This window comes from Kitasatospora sp. NPDC059577 (genome assembly GCF_042735475.1).
Lineage (GTDB): Bacteria > Actinomycetota > Actinomycetes > Streptomycetales > Streptomycetaceae > Kitasatospora.
This window is the reverse complement of sequence record NZ_JBHWBZ010000082.1, coordinates 1-15,779: the sequence shown is the minus strand read 5'-3', so window position 1 is coordinate 15,779 and position 15,779 is coordinate 1. Positions and strand designations below refer to the sequence as shown.

Annotated in this window: 5 protein-coding genes and 2 pseudogenes; 3 read left to right on the top strand and 4 right to left on the bottom strand. The window is 68.1% G+C overall.

Going from position 1 to position 15,779, the window contains the following annotated elements; translation table 11 throughout:
• Nucleotides 1-101 precede the first annotated feature (101 nt).
• Both ACFV0O_RS37960 and ACFV0O_RS37955 read left to right on the top strand, forming a co-directional pair.
• Entirely contained in the window at nucleotides 102-542 is a 441-nt protein-coding gene (locus ACFV0O_RS37960) for an SRPBCC family protein (RefSeq protein WP_380348836.1), read from the top strand.
• 128 nt (nucleotides 543-670) lie between these two features.
• Complete coding sequence (locus ACFV0O_RS37955) at nucleotides 671-1,936, top strand: APC family permease (protein WP_380348835.1); 1,266 nt, start codon at nucleotides 671-673, stop codon at nucleotides 1,934-1,936.
• Between the two features lie 143 nt (nucleotides 1,937-2,079).
• On the opposite strand, the pseudogene ACFV0O_RS37950 reads toward ACFV0O_RS37955, so the two are convergent.
• From ACFV0O_RS37950 to ACFV0O_RS37935, 4 genes and pseudogenes are all read right to left on the bottom strand, one after another.
• Nucleotides 2,080-2,364, bottom strand: a pseudogene (locus ACFV0O_RS37950) (YccF domain-containing protein); the annotation flags it as partial.
• A 351-nt stretch (nucleotides 2,365-2,715) separates the two neighbouring features.
• Nucleotides 2,716-3,825: pseudogene (locus ACFV0O_RS37945) on the bottom strand (IS630 family transposase).
• Nucleotides 3,826-3,909: 84 nt separating this feature from the next.
• On the bottom strand, nucleotides 3,910-4,227 hold the full coding sequence (locus ACFV0O_RS37940) for a hypothetical protein (protein ID WP_380348833.1): 318 nt from the start codon (nucleotides 4,225-4,227) through the stop codon (nucleotides 3,910-3,912).
• Between the two features lie 3 nt (nucleotides 4,228-4,230).
• Entirely contained in the window at nucleotides 4,231-11,496 is a 7,266-nt protein-coding gene (locus ACFV0O_RS37935; protein WP_380348831.1) for a polymorphic toxin-type HINT domain-containing protein, read from the bottom strand.
• A gap of 342 nt (nucleotides 11,497-11,838) precedes the next feature.
• Between ACFV0O_RS37935 and ACFV0O_RS37930 the strand changes: the two genes are divergently transcribed.
• A complete protein-coding gene (locus ACFV0O_RS37930; RefSeq protein WP_380348830.1) occupies nucleotides 11,839-15,642 on the top strand; it encodes a ricin-type beta-trefoil lectin domain protein in 3,804 nt (1,267 codons plus the stop codon).
• Nucleotides 15,643-15,779 lie beyond the last annotated feature (137 nt).

The following is a 15,779-nucleotide window of genomic DNA, read 5'->3' as shown; positions in this document are numbered from 1 at the left end:
CACCGACCCCACGGCCGACGACCCCACGGTTCCCGACCCCCGCAGCCGCTGACCGGCCACGCCGGAAGGCGGACCCGGCCTCCCGGCGGGAGAGTGTGATCATGCGCCTCGACGTCACGGTGGAACGCCTGATCCCCCTCCCGCCCGCCACGGTCGCCGCCTACGCCATGGACTGGAGCCACGACCACGAGTGGACCCGGGGCATCCGCCACGCCACCCTCACCCGCGAAGCCGACGGCGGCGGCTTCGGCGTGGGCGCCGAGGTCACCCGCACCGCGCACTTCCTCGGCCGGCGCTTCGACTACGTCCTGCGGGTCGCGGGCCACCACCCGCCGGTGGTGCTCGACATGGTCTCCGCGGCCGGGCCGACGCCCATGCACGTCACCTACACCTTCGAACCCACCCAGGGCGGCACCTTCGCCCGCATCCGCGTGCGCGGCGGCTCCACCGGCGTCCACCGCCTGACCGCACTGCTGTCCCGCCCGGTCCGCACCTCCCTCGCCGCGGACCTCCGCGCCCTCGAAGCCCGCCTCACCCGCTGACCGCCCGCCCGCGCGACCGATCACCCGCCGATCACCCGCCGGCCGCCCGCCCCGCGCCGCCCCGGGCGTTTCCCTGCCTCCGGTATCGTGCGTCGCCGTTCGAGCCCGACGAGGAGAGGTGCAGGTCGATGAGTGGGGCGGCGTCAGTGGCCGGACCGGGCGAACTGCGGCGGCACCTGGGCGTGTTCGACGCCGTGGTGATCGGGCTGGGGTCGATGGTCGGCGCGGGCGTCTTCGCCGCACTGGCGCCCGCGGCGGCCGCCGCCGGGTCCGGTCTGCTGATCGGGCTGGCGCTGGCCGGTGTGGTGGCGTACTGCAACGCGACCTCCTCCGCCCGGCTCGCCGCCCGCTACCCGCAGTCCGGCGGCACCTACGTGTACGGCCGGGAGCGGCTCGGAGAGTTCTGGGGGTACCTCGCCGGGTGGGGTTTCGTCGTCGGCAAGACCGCGTCCTGCGCAGCGATGGCCCTCACCGTCGGCACGTACGTCTGGCCCGGGCAGGCCCACGCGGTCGCGGTCGCCGCCGTCGTCGCGCTGACCGCCGTCGACTACGTCGGCGTGCAGAAGGCCGCCCGGCTGACGCGGGCGATCGTCGCCCTCGTCCTGGGCGTGCTCGCCGCCGTGGTCGCCGCCTGCCTGACCGGCGGCGAGGCGGACCCCGGCCGCTGGGAGGTCGGCGCGGACGCCGGGTTCCACGGGGTACTGCAGGCCGCCGGCCTGCTGTTCTTCGCCTTCGCCGGGTACGCCCGCATCGCCACCCTCGGTGAGGAGGTGCGCGACCCGCGGCGCACCATCCCCCGGGCGATCCCGCTCGCCCTCGGCATCACCCTGGTCGTCTACGCCGCCGTCGCGCTCGCCGTCCTGGCCGTCCTCGGCCCGGACCGGCTCGCCCACGCCGGGGCGCCGCTGGCCGACGCGGTCCGGGCGGCCGGCGCGCCCGCGCTGGTCCCGGTGGTGCGCATCGGGGCGGCGGTCGCCGCCCTCGGCTCGCTGCTCGCCCTGATCCTCGGCGTCTCCCGCACCACCCTCGCGATGGCCCGCGACCACCACCTGCCCCCTGCGCTCGCCGCCGTCCACCCGCGCTTCGGCGTGCCGCACCGCGCCGAGCTGACGGTCGGCGCGGTCGTCGCCGTCCTCGCGGCCGTCGGCGACGTCCGCGGCGCGATCGGCTTCTCCTCCTTCGGCGTACTCGCCTACTACGCCGTCGCCAACGCCTCCGCCTGGACCCTCACCGCCGCCGAGGGCCGCCCGCCGAGGGTCGTCCCCGTCGTCGGCGCGGCCGGCTGCCTCGCGCTGGCCCTCGCCCTCCCGGCGGAATCGGTCCTGTGGGGAGCCGCCGTCCTCGCCCTCGGCGCCGCCGCGTACGGCGTGCGCAGGACGGCGGCCCGCCGCTGACCGGGCGGACGTTCTCGGTCCGCCCCGCACGAGCCGGCCGGAAACGCCGACGGGAAGCAGGACACCGACGGGTGCGGGAACGCCGACGGCCGGCGAAGGCTGCTGCCCTTCGCCGGCCGTCGAGATCTGTGGCGGTTACCGCCCGCCCACGGTTCGTCCGTCGAGACGATCTCGCGGCCCAGCGGCGTCAGCGAGACCGGGATCATCTTGAGGTTGGCCCAGCCGAAGGGGATCCCGATGATCGACAGGAACAGCGGAATGCTGGTGATCAGGTGCGCCAGCGCCAGCCACCACCCGGCGAACACCAGCCAGATGACGTTGCCGACACAGGACGCCGCTCCGGCATCGGACCGCTCGACCGCGGTCCGCCCGAACGGCCACAGGATGAAGCCGGCGATCCGGAACGAAGCGATCCCGAACGGGATCATGCCTGGACGCTCAGCATCGCGCACTTTCGCCGCTCCGCTTCCGGCTGACGCTGACGCGGCCCTGAACAGTGCAAACACTGATGGCCGAGAGGACCTTTGCCCTCGTTGGCCATCGGCGCGCGTGGCGGCTAGTACTCCAGGGAGAGTCCTCCATGTGCCCTGGTCAATGGCCTGGTGGCGGGGGAGCGTAGCGACGCCGGTGCATTGGTGGGAGTCTTTGCCGGACCGTCCCACCAACGGGTGGCCGCGCCGAATGTAGTGACAGCGGCGGGCGTGCGTCTGGTGATGGCGGCGCCACCGCGACCAGCTCAGTACGTGGCCGGTTCGGAGCATGGTGGCGGGGTCCAGTTGCTAGTGTCCTGAGTCCTTGATCCGTCGGAGGTATCCGGCGAGGGATTCGAGGATCTGGTCGGCGGTCTTGGTCCAGACGTAGGGGCGTGGGTTGTCGTTCCAGTCGGCGACCCAGGCGCGGATGTCGCGTTCGAGGGCCTGGACGGAGCGGTGGACCCCGCGGCGGAGCTTCTTGTTGGTCAGCTCGGCGAACCACCGCTCGACCAGGTTCAGCCAGGACGAGCCGGTCGGGGTGAAGTGCAGGTGGAAGCGAGGATGGGCCAGCAGCCACTTCTTGATCGTGTCGGTCTTGTGGGTGGCGTAGTTGTCGAGGACGAGGTGTACTTCCAGGCCGACCGAGACCTCCCGGTTGAGCTTGGCGAGGAACCTCTTGAACTCTGTGGTGCGGTGACGCCGGTGAAGCGAGCCGATGACCTTCCCGGTGACCGCGTCCAGCGCGGCGAACAGCGTCGTGGTGCCCGCCCGGACGTAGTCGTGGCTGGCCCGTTGCGGGACGCCGGGCATCATCGGCAGCACCGGCTGCGAGCGGTCCAGCGCCTGGATCTGGGACTTCTCGTCGACGCAGAGCACCAAGGCCCGCTCGGGCGGGTCGAGGTAGAGCCCGACCACGTCGTGGACCTTGTCGACGAAGAACGGGTCGGCGGAGAGCTAGAACGACTCGGCCCGGTGCGGCTGCAGGCCGAATGCCCTCCACACCCGCGAGACCGTCGACTGTGACAGGCCCACACGCCCGGCCATCGAGCGGGTCGACCAGTGCGTGGAGTTCTTCGGCTTTGTCTCCAGCGTGAGCCGGACCAGCTCGGCGACCTGCTCGTCGGTGACCGTCCGCTCTCGGCCCGGTCGAGGAGCGTCCCCCAGACCGTCCAACCGGTCTCGCAGGAAACGCCCCCGCCACTTGGAGACCGTCTCGGTGGTCACCCCGGTCGCAATGGCCACCGAGCCGGCCGATCGGGGCAGCCCGTCCGGCTCCGTCTCGGCGCACGCCAGCACGATCCGCGCTCTCAAGGCGAGAGCCTGTGGAGTCGATCGGCCCCGCACCCAGGCACCGAGCACGTTCCGCTCGTGATCCGACAACACCAGCTCGGCCAGCTTCGGCCCAGTACGACCCATGCGCTGAACAACGACGGATCAAGGACTCATGACACTAGAGCTCTGATGCTCTCGCCCTGACCTTGCGGCCAGGGCGAAAGCATCTCAGCCTAGAAACGCTTCGATTAGACCAGCTAGATCATCAATGAGGAGGATCTCAAGGCTAGCCGGAATCTGATCGATTCCGATATTGGCATCAAGAATTTCAGGCATCCGCTTCGAGGCCACAACATATGACCAATGCATAGGGGAAGAGGAGCCAAGAATCCGACGGGAAACCCAGTCCTGAAATCCGGACAGCGGCTCGCCGTCGTGCGCCGCATTGAATCCCTCAAGGAACGCCACCACCGTTGAGTAGCGATCGTCGAGCACATACATACGCCGGCGGTTCTTCAGATGAAAACAGAGCTCTTGCAACTCCATGTCTTACTCGCCACCCCAGGGAGTGAAGTCCAAATATTCCCCATATTTCCACTGCTTTCGATATTGCTCAAGTGGCATGCCCTTGGCGCCCGTGAATCCGTCATAGGCGACGCCCTCCTTGATTACCACGAAATGCTCGTCCCATCGCCCATGTGGATCATGCGTAGACGGGCCGAGCACCGGGGAACCCAAGGAATCCTTGACATGATAGATTACACCGCCAATCTTTTTCTGGATTATCTTGGCGCATGCCATGCAGTTGTTCATATTGGGTATTGGCCAGCCGTTGGAACCAATCTTGCAGGGATATGAATCATTGTGGACCAGTACTGGCCTGTTTCCTGCCAGCGCATAGTACGTGTGAAAGTCCGAGACCGTGAAGTTGTAGGTGAGTACCTGCCGATGATAGTTGCGTATACCTGCGATGGCGACTGCAGCGCCCTCAGGAGCTCGGAGCTCTTCGCCGACCTGGAGTTCACTTGCCTCGACCCAACGTCCGTTGGTAATGCTCCAGAAGGGGTGGTGCCATGTGGTGGTTAGTGTGGATTCTCCAGAAGCATTCGGCAATTCTGTAACTTGTGCCGATTGGAACGACAAGTCCGTGAAGTCCTCGTCGTTCGGAGTCTCCGTGACGACTGTTACAGCCTTGTGACTGGTTTCTCCTGTCTGAGGGTCTGTGGCTAGGACCTCGTCTCCGACCTGGACCTGTTCGATCGGCTTGTGCTGGCCGTCCGCCATGACCACCAGGGTTCCGGCGACGAAGCTCTGGCACAGACGTGCGCGGGATCCGGCAGAGAGGCCCTCGAGTTCGCCTGGCTTGCCGACCCCGCCCCTGGCTGCCAGAGCCATCATTGACGCGGCGACCGCATCTCCAGCCCGCTCCGTTGGGGACGGACCGAAAGGCGTGACAAGTCCCCTAGCTCCCCCGGTGGCAATCCCGTTCTCTATCTGGCTTTCGAGGCTGCAGTCGATGTACAGACAGTAGTTGGCGCGGAAGTAGTCGGCCTCCTCCTCGCTGGCACCATATTCCCACATCTGCAGTGCTGCCCAGTCGATGCCACTGAAACCGAAGTTGTACTTCTTCAGTACGCGGTTGATTTCCGCCTCGCTGGTATTGCTGCTGTTCCTGACGATGTCCTGCTTCTTGGACATCTTCGCCGTGCGCAGGAAGGCGCTCATGGTGCGGTCTGCGAGGGTCACTGCGCACGAGTTGTCGTGGCGGCAGTCGTTAGAGCTGTATCCCTTGGTGCCGGCGTAGACGGTCTTCTCGACCTCGACTGACCACACGCCGTGGTCGCTGGTCCAGGTTTCCTTTACGGGGTTGCCTTCAGGGTCGTTGCAGGATCCGAAGCCGCCGCAGGTGCCGTCTGGGCGTAGGCCGCTTGGGTCGGAGAGGTTGACGGGGTTGTTGTTGCTGTAGGCGTAGCCGTTCCATTGCTGGGGGTCGGCTTCGTCGAGGATGGGGTCGGGGTTGATGAAGCGTCCGCGGAGCGGGTCGTATTGGCGGGCGCCGAGGTTGGTCAGTCCGGTGGTGTCGTCCTTGGTGCCACCGACGAAGCCCTTGGTGCCGGCCCACTGGTTGGCGGTGGGCTGGGTGCCGCGGGGGTTGCCGAAGGGGTCGGTGGGGCGTCGGGTGACGCTCTGGGCTGTGTCGGTGTTGATCTGGACGCCGTTGGTTCCGTGTGGGTCGGCGGCCTGGATGAGGACGGTGCCTCCGCCGATGGCGGCGGTGACGCGGGTGTAGGTCAGGCCGCCGGGACCGGAGATGGAGCGGACGTTGCTCGTGGAGCCGCTGGCCGTGTCGAGGGTGAGCTCGTCGGTGGGCAGGTTGAGCGTTGTCTTGCCGGGGTTGCGGCGGATGAGCTGGTTGCCGTCGGCGTCGTAGAGGTAGGTGGTGGCGCCGGCCTGGCCGGTCTTGGTGAGGGAGTCGAGCTTGTCCTCGCCGTTCCAGGTCAGGGTGGTGGTGCCGCCGGTGTCGGTGATGGCGGTGGTGTTGCCCTTGGCGTCGTACTGGTAGCCGATCGCTCTGGTGCCTGCCGGTCCGCTGGTGGTGGAGGTGAGCAGGGCGTGGGGGCCGCCGGTTCCGCCGCCGGTATTGGCAGCGGTGGTGGGAGTGTTGGTGTTCTTAGCGGCTCCGAAGGTCTGGGTGGTGGTGGTGTCGTTGAGGCTGTTGCCTGTGATGTCGTGCTGGACGTATCCGGTGCGGTTGCCGGTCGCGTCGTAGGTGTAGGTGTTCCAGTAGGGTGCCGGGCCGCCGACGGTTCGTCCGCCGGGGCTGACGGTCGCCGGGCCGTCCTTGTTGGTGCAGGCGCCGATGCCGGGGACGGTGGTGGAGCTGCCGGTGCCGTGGACGGTTCCGGAGGAGTCGGTCCAGTCCGCGGTGGTGGCGGTGCCGCCGGTGTCGGTCCAGGCGCCGGTCAGCCGGCTGAGGTGGTCATAGGTGAAGCACTGGGTGTCGGTGGCGGCGGCATCCTGGATGTCCGTGATCGAGGTGATCCGGCCGGACGGGGTGTAGGTGTAGCTGGTCTGGTCGACGGAGACCGTGCTGGTCTGGCGGTCGAGGAAGTTGTTGATGACCCGGCCGGTGGCCCAGTCGTACTGCTGGGTGGAGACGACCTGCTTGCCGTATTCACCGGCCGTCGTGCGCACGGGGCGCGCGAGGGCGTCGTATTCGACCTTGGTGATGACGGACTTGCTTCGGCTGGTGGCCGATGTGAGCAGTCCGGTGATGGTACGGCCGTAGCTGACTGTTTCGGCCGGCAGTCCGCCGGCGGCGGGGATGCTGACCTTCGTCAGTGAGCCGATGACATCGCTGTAGGTGTTGGTGGTGGTGTAGGTGCCGGCGAGTTCCTTCTCCACGGGCGGGATGGTGATGGAGGTGCCGAGCGGCCGGTAGGAGGTGTCGTAGTCGGTGACCGCGGTGGTGTACGCCGCTCCGCCTGCGCCGCCCACGTAGCGGGTGGAGGAAGTGGGCCGGCCCTTGAGGATCGTGTCGTAGGTCCAGGAGGCGAGCTGGTTCGCGGGCGTGACGCTGCCGTTGTACAGGCCCGTCTTTCGGCCGAGCAGGTCGTAGCTGTAGGCGAGCGTGTTGTTCTTGGCGTCGACCGTGTGGTCGACGCGGGAGTTGACGTCGTAGTAGGTCCGCGTGGCGCCGGTGTCCGGGTCGAACGCCGAGGTCTGGCGGCCGCGCAGGTCGTAGCCGTAGCTCCAGGAGTTGCCGCTGCTGTCGGTCCTCGACGCCACCAGACCACTCGGTGCGTAGTTGTAGGTGGTGACGTCCGCGTCGGTGGGGTTACCCGTTGGCGTCGGCGTCCGGTACTGCCAGAGAGCGCTGGTGCGTCCTCGGGCGTCGGTGACGGTCGAGGACGGTGCCGCGCCCGGTGCAGGGGTGACGTCGACGCGGTCGGCGCCGGGGTAGGCGGTGGTCGTGGCCCATTGGAGGTTGCCGTTGGAGCGGAACTCGGAGCGCACGACGCGGCCGGCGCCGTCGTAGGTGTTCCACGTCTGGCCTGGGATCTGGCCGTCGGCGACGGGGATGAAGACGGACTCGGTGGGGAAGGACCCCTTCTCGTAGTACGGGGCGGAGGTCTTGATCACCCAGCCGTGGCTGTCGTAGACGTTCTCGGCGATCAGGCGTCCGGTGGGCTTGGCAGCGCTGGTGCTCTGGGTCTGCCGGGGCCGCGCCAGGCCGTCGAAGATGTCGATGCTCGCGGAGTAGGAGAGCGCGTCGTCGTTGATCGACTCGGTCTTGATCGCGGAGGGTGCGCTGGTGCCGTTCAGCGAGTAGGTGAACTTGCGGCTCGGCAGTTCCGTGGTCGGCCGGTCGGGTGCCCAGACGGCGGTGAGGCGGCCCAGCGCGTCGTACTGGGCGGTGGTGACGCGGTCGTTGATGTCCTTGCTGGTCAGCGGTGTGCCGCGGGCCGGATCCTGGGTGACGGTGGTGGTCCAGCCTGCCCCCATCGGCCCGGTGGTGCGGATCTCGGTCGGAAGCTGACCGGAAGCCGGAGTGATGGCGATCGACGTGACAGCTGGTGTGACCGACGGTCCGGTCAGCTGGACGCCATCGCGGTCATAGGTCGACCCGTCAGTCGTCGCGGTCGTGAGCGGCCGCCCGTAGACGTCGAAGGTTCCGGTGCCGCCGTGGACGTAGACCGGGTTTCCGCTCTGGTCGAAGTGGTCGAGGGTCTGGCCGCTTGTGGCGTCTCCGACGGCACCGGCTTTCTTGAGCGCCTTGCCGTCGTAGAGGATCCGGCTGCCGGTCAGGGTGTTGGAGGCGGTGGCCGCCGTGGAGCATGACCCCTGGTAGGTGGTCTTCTCCGATGTCAGGCTCAGGAGCTGGGGGTTGTCGCTGGCCGCGTAGCTGGTGGTCGTGCAGATCTCGGGGGTGGCGGCGGTGCCGTCACCCTTGTCGTCGACCTTGACGGTGCGGTTGCCGTTGGCCGGCTCGGTGGTCGTCACCGCCGTGGTCGTGCGCCAGCTGCCGTCGGCGAGCTTGGTCTTGGCGATCGAGGTGGTCTCGGAGTCCGGACGCCAGGCGTAGATCTTGGGTACGCCTGCGGTCTGGCTGTGGGTGGCGGAGGCCTGTTGTCCGTTGTAGGTGCTTCCGGAGATCGCGGTGACCGTTCCGCCGGCCTGGTCGTAGATCTCGGTGGCCACGGTCCGGCCGAACAGCTGGGCGCTGTCGGTGAGGGTGCCGCCGAGGGGGCTGGGTACCTGGACGGTGCGCCGGGTCTTGCCGTCGGCCAGGTAGTCGTCGTTCATGCCCCGCAGGTAGGTGACTGTCTGCTGGGTCTTCGGGGCCTCACCGGGACTGGCGTCTCCGGTGGTGGTGGTCACCGACTGGTAGCCGCGGAACTGGTCCCAGGTTCGGACCTTGGGATCGGTGAACTCCGAGTCGTTGCGGTGCCAGGCGGCTGCGCCGTTGTAGGTGTATTCGGTGGTCTTGGAGACGGCGGGAGTGCTGACGAGGTCCTGCTCGGTCACCACCTTGACCAGGGGCTTGTCGAACCAGTCGTTGACCGGTTCCTTGGAGGACCAGAAGTCCGGGTACCACTTGACCGGCATGCACGCCATCGTGTTGCCGTCCTCGGAGGCCGGCATGCGGTTGTTGACCCGGGAGCACTGGGGGTCGGCGTAGATGACGTTGATGCGGCCGCCGGTCTCGGTCGTGACGCCTGTGAGACGCGGGCGCATGTACATCTTCTCGGCCGGGACGAGGCCGTCGATACGGTTGGCCCGCATCACGTACTGGAACTGGACGGCGGGCAGGTCCTTGATCTCCGCCTGCCCGTTGCTCGGCACGCGCTGGACGGAGTCGAGCTGCAGGAGGCGCTTGGTGCCGTCACCGGGGTCGGCCAGCCGCTGGTTGAGGTTCCAGGTGTCGACAGTCCGGGTTTCGGCGCCGACGGAGATCTGCGTGCTGATCGTGGTCAGGCGCTTGGTCGTGAAGAACGTGGGCGCCGCGTTCACGCAGGAGCTGTCGGTGCAGATCTGGTCGATCGGTGTGTCCGGCCAGGCGTCCGCGTTGGCCGTGGTGCGCTGGTTCTCGGAGCAGGTGATCGCACCGTTGGGGGTGCAGCGTTCCGCGACGGTGAAGACGACCCTCGCCGCCGGGGTGGCGCCGCCCTTGGCCGCCTTCTGCTCGTCCAGGCGCTGGCCGTAGGCGATCTCCTTGAGGTAGCCGGAGCGCTGGTAGTCCGTGAGGATGCCGTTGGCGCCGCTCTGCACGCGGCCGCGGTTGTACTTGTTGCCTTCGGTGGCGTACTTGTACGTGGTCAGGTTGCCGTGTGGATCGATGACGTAGTCGAGCTGCCAGCGCCAGGCCATCTGGCACCACGAGTTCTTCCCGCTGCCCGGGTTGTAGCAGGGGTCGCCGCTGTTGGGCGAATACACCGGCACGGTGAGGACTGAATTCACCGCCGGGTCGCTGCCGTCGCCGCCCGGCAGGTGGTTGAGGCCGAAGTAGTACTGGACACCGTCGGGGGTGGTGATGCGCCAGTACTCCATGCCCTGGTAGTCGATGTCGCCCGCGGTCTTCAGCGCGCCGGTGAGCTGCTCGATCTTGGAACCGTCGTCGATGGCCAGGTGCCAGGTGCCGGTGTCATCGTCGCGCACGATCGCACCGGAGTGTCCGGACAGCGAAAGGGTGGCGTTCTGCCCGCCCCAGCACAGGTCCGTGGAACCGGTGATCCCGGCCTTGTCGCAGCTGCGGTAGGAGCGTTCGATGTATCCGGGCTCGTAGCCCCAGCCGTCGCCGATCCAGGAAGGCTGGGCATTCGACGCGGAGGTCTTGCCGTCCACATCCGCCGAGTTGTATCCCAGCGCCACGACAGGAGAACCCCCGGCAAGGGCAGGGGGTACCTCGATCGGGTAGTTGTAGGCGAAGCCGCCGGTGTTGGACCCTGCCGTCCAGGCGGCGGACGGTGACAGCGATGTCGCGGTGTAGTTGCCCAGCGGGCCCGCAGGAGCGGGCGTCGGCGACAGGACCACAGGTCCGCCGGTGGTTCCAGTGTCGCCCGATGTCGCGGTGGAATCCGATGCCGTGGTGTATGACGCCTTCACCGTGCCGTTGTGCGAGCTGTCGGGCGCCGCTGCAGGGGGAAGAGCGATGTCTGCCGTGATCGTGCCGGTACTGTCGGTCTTCGCCGTCACCGGTGTCTGCGTCCGGCACTCGGGTCGTTCCGGCGTCGTCAGGGAGCAGGCCGGCAGCGCGACGAGGGCCGCGCGGTCCGACCATCCGCCGGCCTGCAGGGCCTTCAGGTCCAGAGTGACGCGGGCCTCGCGGCCGTTGCCTCCGGTCGGCGCGTCGGCGTCCTTCACCGTGATCAGCGGCCCGCTGACGCCTGCGGCCTTGCCCTTGTCTGGTCCGGCGACCTCGACGGTGACGGTGTGGGCGCTCTCGCCAGCACCGGTTCCGGGGGCGACCCTGACGGCCAGGTTTCCGGCCTTGGAACCGGTCTTGCCGCCGGAGGCGGGTGATGCCCCGCCGGTGGCCTTGCGGGCAGCCTCGGCCTCGGCGCTGTCGGCCCCGACGACGACGGTCGCCGCGCCGGTGACGACGGGTGCTGCGGCCTCGGGCTTCCAGTCGGCGGCCTTACCTGGCGCGGTGGCACTCGGGGGCTGGGCGTCATGTCCCTTGACTGAGGCGCCCGCACTTCCCAGGGGGGTGTTCGGGGGCGTCCAGACCTCGCCTGCCGGCTCGGGGTATGTCCATGCCACTGCCGGCGGCACAGTCACCCCGGTCAGCGCGAGCGCTACCGCAGCTGCCACCGCCGGTGACCTCCACCGCTCGCCTATTCGTGTCCCGGTCCGTTTCCGGGCACGCCAAACCACCACGTGGTCGCTCCTTACTCGCTATCGACATAGCGTCATATGGTCATGACTGCGCCATGTTCGAGGTGACGATATGTGAGCCATCGGTCACATCGCCAGGTTGTTCGGATGCCATGCATGAGATGTTTATGAAGTCTTGACCTCGTGATTCATGCTTGTCCGGACATGTCCACGCAGGCAGAGAACGGAGTTGACCAAGCCGTAGTCCAGGCCGCATCGTTCCCACCCGAACGCTCCCCTTCGAGGGGCGTCCGACCGGGAGGACCTCACAGCATCGCCATGTCCAGCACTCCACGCGCGATCGCGCACACGCCACCAGCACCATCCATACGCAGGCGCCTGCTCGCACTGACCTCGCTCGGTACGGGCTGTGCACTCAGCCTGGCCCTGCTCAGCGCACCGGCTGCACTCGCAACCGACACCGCCTCCACCCCGCCGACCCACGGTCCTGCGGGCGGTGTGAAATTCCCCGCTCCCACGTCACCCGCACCGGCCCGCACGCCCGCGCAGCAGGCGATGCTCGACGCGATCGCCAAGGCCAAGTCGACCGGCAAGCCGGTCGCGGTCGAGGCGCTGACCAACGAGCTCTCCACGACGGTCGCCAACCCGAACGGCACGCTGACCACCACCGACAACGCCCAGGCCGTGCGGACCAAGCGCAGCGGAGCCTGGAAGGACATCGACCCGACGCTGCGGGCCAACGGCAACGGCACGCTCAGCCCGGCGGTTGCCACGACCGGGCTGACGTTCTCGGGCGGTGGAGCGGGGCCGATGGCGACCGTGACCACCGATGACGGCAAGAGTCTGGCGGTGAACGCCCCCTTCCCGCTGCCGAAGCCGACCGTGGCCGGTGCCAACGCCACCTACGCCGACGTGCTGCCCGGGGTGGACCTGCAGCTGACGGCGCTGCCCCAGGGTGGTTGGCGGGACGTCATCATCGTGCGCACGAAGGAGGCCGCCGAGAGCGCTGCGCTGAAGTCGCTGACCTTCCCGGTCTCCGCGCAGGGCCTGTCGATCGCTTCCGATCCCTCCGGCGCTCTCAGCGTCAAGGATGACAAGGGCGCCACACGGTTCCGGGCCCCGGCGCCCCTGCAGTGGGATTCCAGCAAGCCCGCGAGCGCTCCTGTGGCTGCGGCGCGTGCTTCCAGGTCCGAGCAGCGCACGGTGCTGGCCGCCACCGCGCCGGCCTCGGCGTCCCCGGAAGGTCTGGTAGGGATCCCGTCGAGCGCCGAGGAGCCGGGTGACGGCGCGAACGTCGCCGCCATCGGCACCAGGGTCACGCCGTCGGCGATCGAGCTGACGCCGAACCAGGACGCGTTGGGCGCGGGTGACGGTCCCTGGTTCCTCGACCCCTCATTCGTCGCGGCCACCAGCTACGCGCAGGGCTCGGTCGAGGTCCAGGAGAACCACAAGAGCGCAAAGAACTACAACCTGAAGTCCAACGTCGCCACCGGCTACTGCGGCTTCCACAGCAGCGATCCCAGTCTGAACTGCGACATCGAGGGCCGCCAGCGCGCCTACTTCCAGTTCGGCATCAACCCCGCCAACTACACGATCCCGTCGGGCGCCGCCTCCGCCCCGATCATCCTTGGCGCCACCTTCAACGGCCAGGTCACCGGCGCTTCCAACATGGCGACCGACACCCCGTTCGTCATCTACTCGGGCCCCCCGGGCAAGAACATCGGCGCCGACACCAACTGGTACGCCCAGCCTTGCGGCGACAACGGGAACGTTGTTATGGAGGGATGCGCACCGATCAATGGTCAGCGTCTCACCGGCACCGGCCCGCTGGCCATCGACGTGACCGACACCATGAAGCGTGCGGCGACGGAGAAGTGGCAGGTCTGGACGGTGGGCATCGCCCCGCAGACCTCCGAATGGGACAAGAACTACCGTCACTACCTGGCGAACAATCCGTCCATCACCACCACCTACGACATCACGCCCACCGTGTGGTGGCCGCGAACCACCCCGACCCCGGGCTTCGCGTCCACCAACAGCACGGCCGAGTGCACCAGCGGCGGTGCCAACCCCTGGGACAACCCCGGCTGGGTCGGCAGCAACCAGGAGATCTACCTCACCGCCAACAGCTGGTCGCCCACCGGGCAGAACCTCTACACCGGCTACCAGCTGTGGGACGACAACGACCCCAACTTCGGTGTGGCAGACGGAGACTGGGGCGGCAGCTACAACGCCCCCGGCCCCAGCAAGAGCGTGGGATCGCTGGCTGACGGCCACCAGTACGGCTGGGTCGCCCGCGCCGACGACACGACTCTCACCTCGCCCAACAGCGCCTGGTGCTACTTCCGCGTCGACAAGACCAACCCGCGCGTCAGCATCGGCTCCACCGATTTCCCGCCGTCCGGCACCCCCAACCCCACCCCGGCCAAGTACGTCAACGACCAGGGCACCTTCACCATCAACGCCGACGACCCCGCCCCCGGCTCCGGCCTGCAGGCCTCCGGCGTCGCCTGCGTCCGCGTGAGCAGCGACCCGACCCCGGTCGTCGGATGGAAATGCGGCCAGGACACCCTGGCCCCGGGCCAGCCCTACACGTACAAGCCCAAGGACTGGGGCACCAACACCCTGTACGCGTGCGCCATGGACAACGCCGGCAACTACAGCCAGCCGGCCGTCTACAACTTCTACGTCCCCTGGAAGCCCGACACCCAGCCGCTGTTCGGCGATGTCGACAACGACCAGAGGCCCGACATGGTCACCGTCGACAAGAACGGCGACCTGCGCGTCATCGGCGGCACCACCGACCCCACCACGTCCCTGGCGGCCCCGGCCGTCGCAGCGCCCAACGCTCGGGACTACGGCGCGACCTGGGCCGACTACCAGATCAGCCACCACGGCACCTTCGTCATCGGACAGTCGGTCGACGAGGTCCTCGTCCACTACAACAAGGACACGACCTCCAAGCTGCGCGAGGCCCTCTACCTGATTCCCAGCGACGGTAGCGGGCGCTTCGACACCCTGGCCCCGATCGCCCTCAAGCGACCCGCATGCACGACCTACGACACTGGCAAGCCCTGCCTCGGCTACAACCGGGCGAACTGGAGCAACGCCGCTCAGGTCATCGCGATCGGTACCCCGGAGGGCGAGGCCGTGGGCGGTGAACCAGGCAACACCAACCACAAAGTCATCATGACCCAGACCTCCGTCCTCTCCCTGGAGAACAACAACCTCTACCTCTTCCAGCCCAACGGGCTCGCCGACGCCCTCGACGCCGCCACCTACCTGCCCGCCGCCTCCGGCAGCTGGGCCGACCTGGAACTGATCAACCCGGGCGCGGCCAACGGGCCGACCAGCATTCCCGGCACCACCGACCCCACCAACCAGGCCACCGTCTGGGCACGCAACCGCACCACCGGCGACGTCTACGCCTACCCGCTGGGCTGGAAGGCCGACGGGACCGTCGACTACACCGCCCTCACCAAGCCCGACCAGGGGATCAAGCTCAACGTCGGCCAGGCGCTGAAGGCCTCCGACTACCCCCGCATCGGCGCCGGCGACCTCAACAACGACGGCACGCCCGACCTGTGGGCCATGGACACCACCAACTCGATCTCCATCTACCCCGGCAAGAGCAGCACGGGCGTCAGAGGCAAGGTCGATAGCTTCGACGCCGCCGCGTTCGCCGGCTACTCCGACTCCAGCGTCACCGTCCACCCCCAGCTCGTCGACTGGCAGTGCATGGACTCCATCGGTGGCCCCAACGAAGGAACCGACGTCGCCGTCTACGCCTGCTGGCAGACCGTCAACCAGCGATTCAACTTCGCCATCGACGGCACCATCCGCTCCGGCAGCTGGTGCGTCTCCACCAAGGGCAACGCCCTCGGCAACGGAACCGGCGTGATGCTCTCCCGCTGCGTCGGCAACACCGGCCAGAAGTGGGCCGTCCGCCCCGACGGACGGATCTACCTGCCCGCCACCGTCACTGCGGACAACCCTGGCGGCCGCTGCCTCGAACTGCCCGGATGGCACACAGAACAAGGCACCCGCCTCGGCATCTGGGACTGCCCCGCGCCACAGGCCAACCAGCAGTGGAACCTCACCTACGAAAAGCACAAGCCCTGAAGCACACCGCTATCACGTGATTTAAGCCGTGGGGGGGGGGGGTGGGGCGGAAATGTGGGGGGGCCCCCCCCCCCCCCCCCGGCCCCCCCAAAAAAAAGGTAGGGAAACCCCATCGGATGACCCCCCCCCCCCCCCCA

Coding starts and splice junctions, on each gene's coding strand:
- ACFV0O_RS37930 (WP_380348830.1), top strand. CDS start 11,839: ATGTCCAGCACTCCACGCGCGATCGCGCACACGCCACCAGCACCATCC.
- ACFV0O_RS37955 (WP_380348835.1), top strand. CDS start 671: ATGAGTGGGGCGGCGTCAGTGGCCGGACCGGGCGAACTGCGGCGGCAC.
- ACFV0O_RS37960 (WP_380348836.1), top strand. CDS start 102: ATGCGCCTCGACGTCACGGTGGAACGCCTGATCCCCCTCCCGCCCGCC.
- ACFV0O_RS37940 (WP_380348833.1), bottom strand. CDS start 4,227: ATGGAGTTGCAAGAGCTCTGTTTTCATCTGAAGAACCGCCGGCGTATG.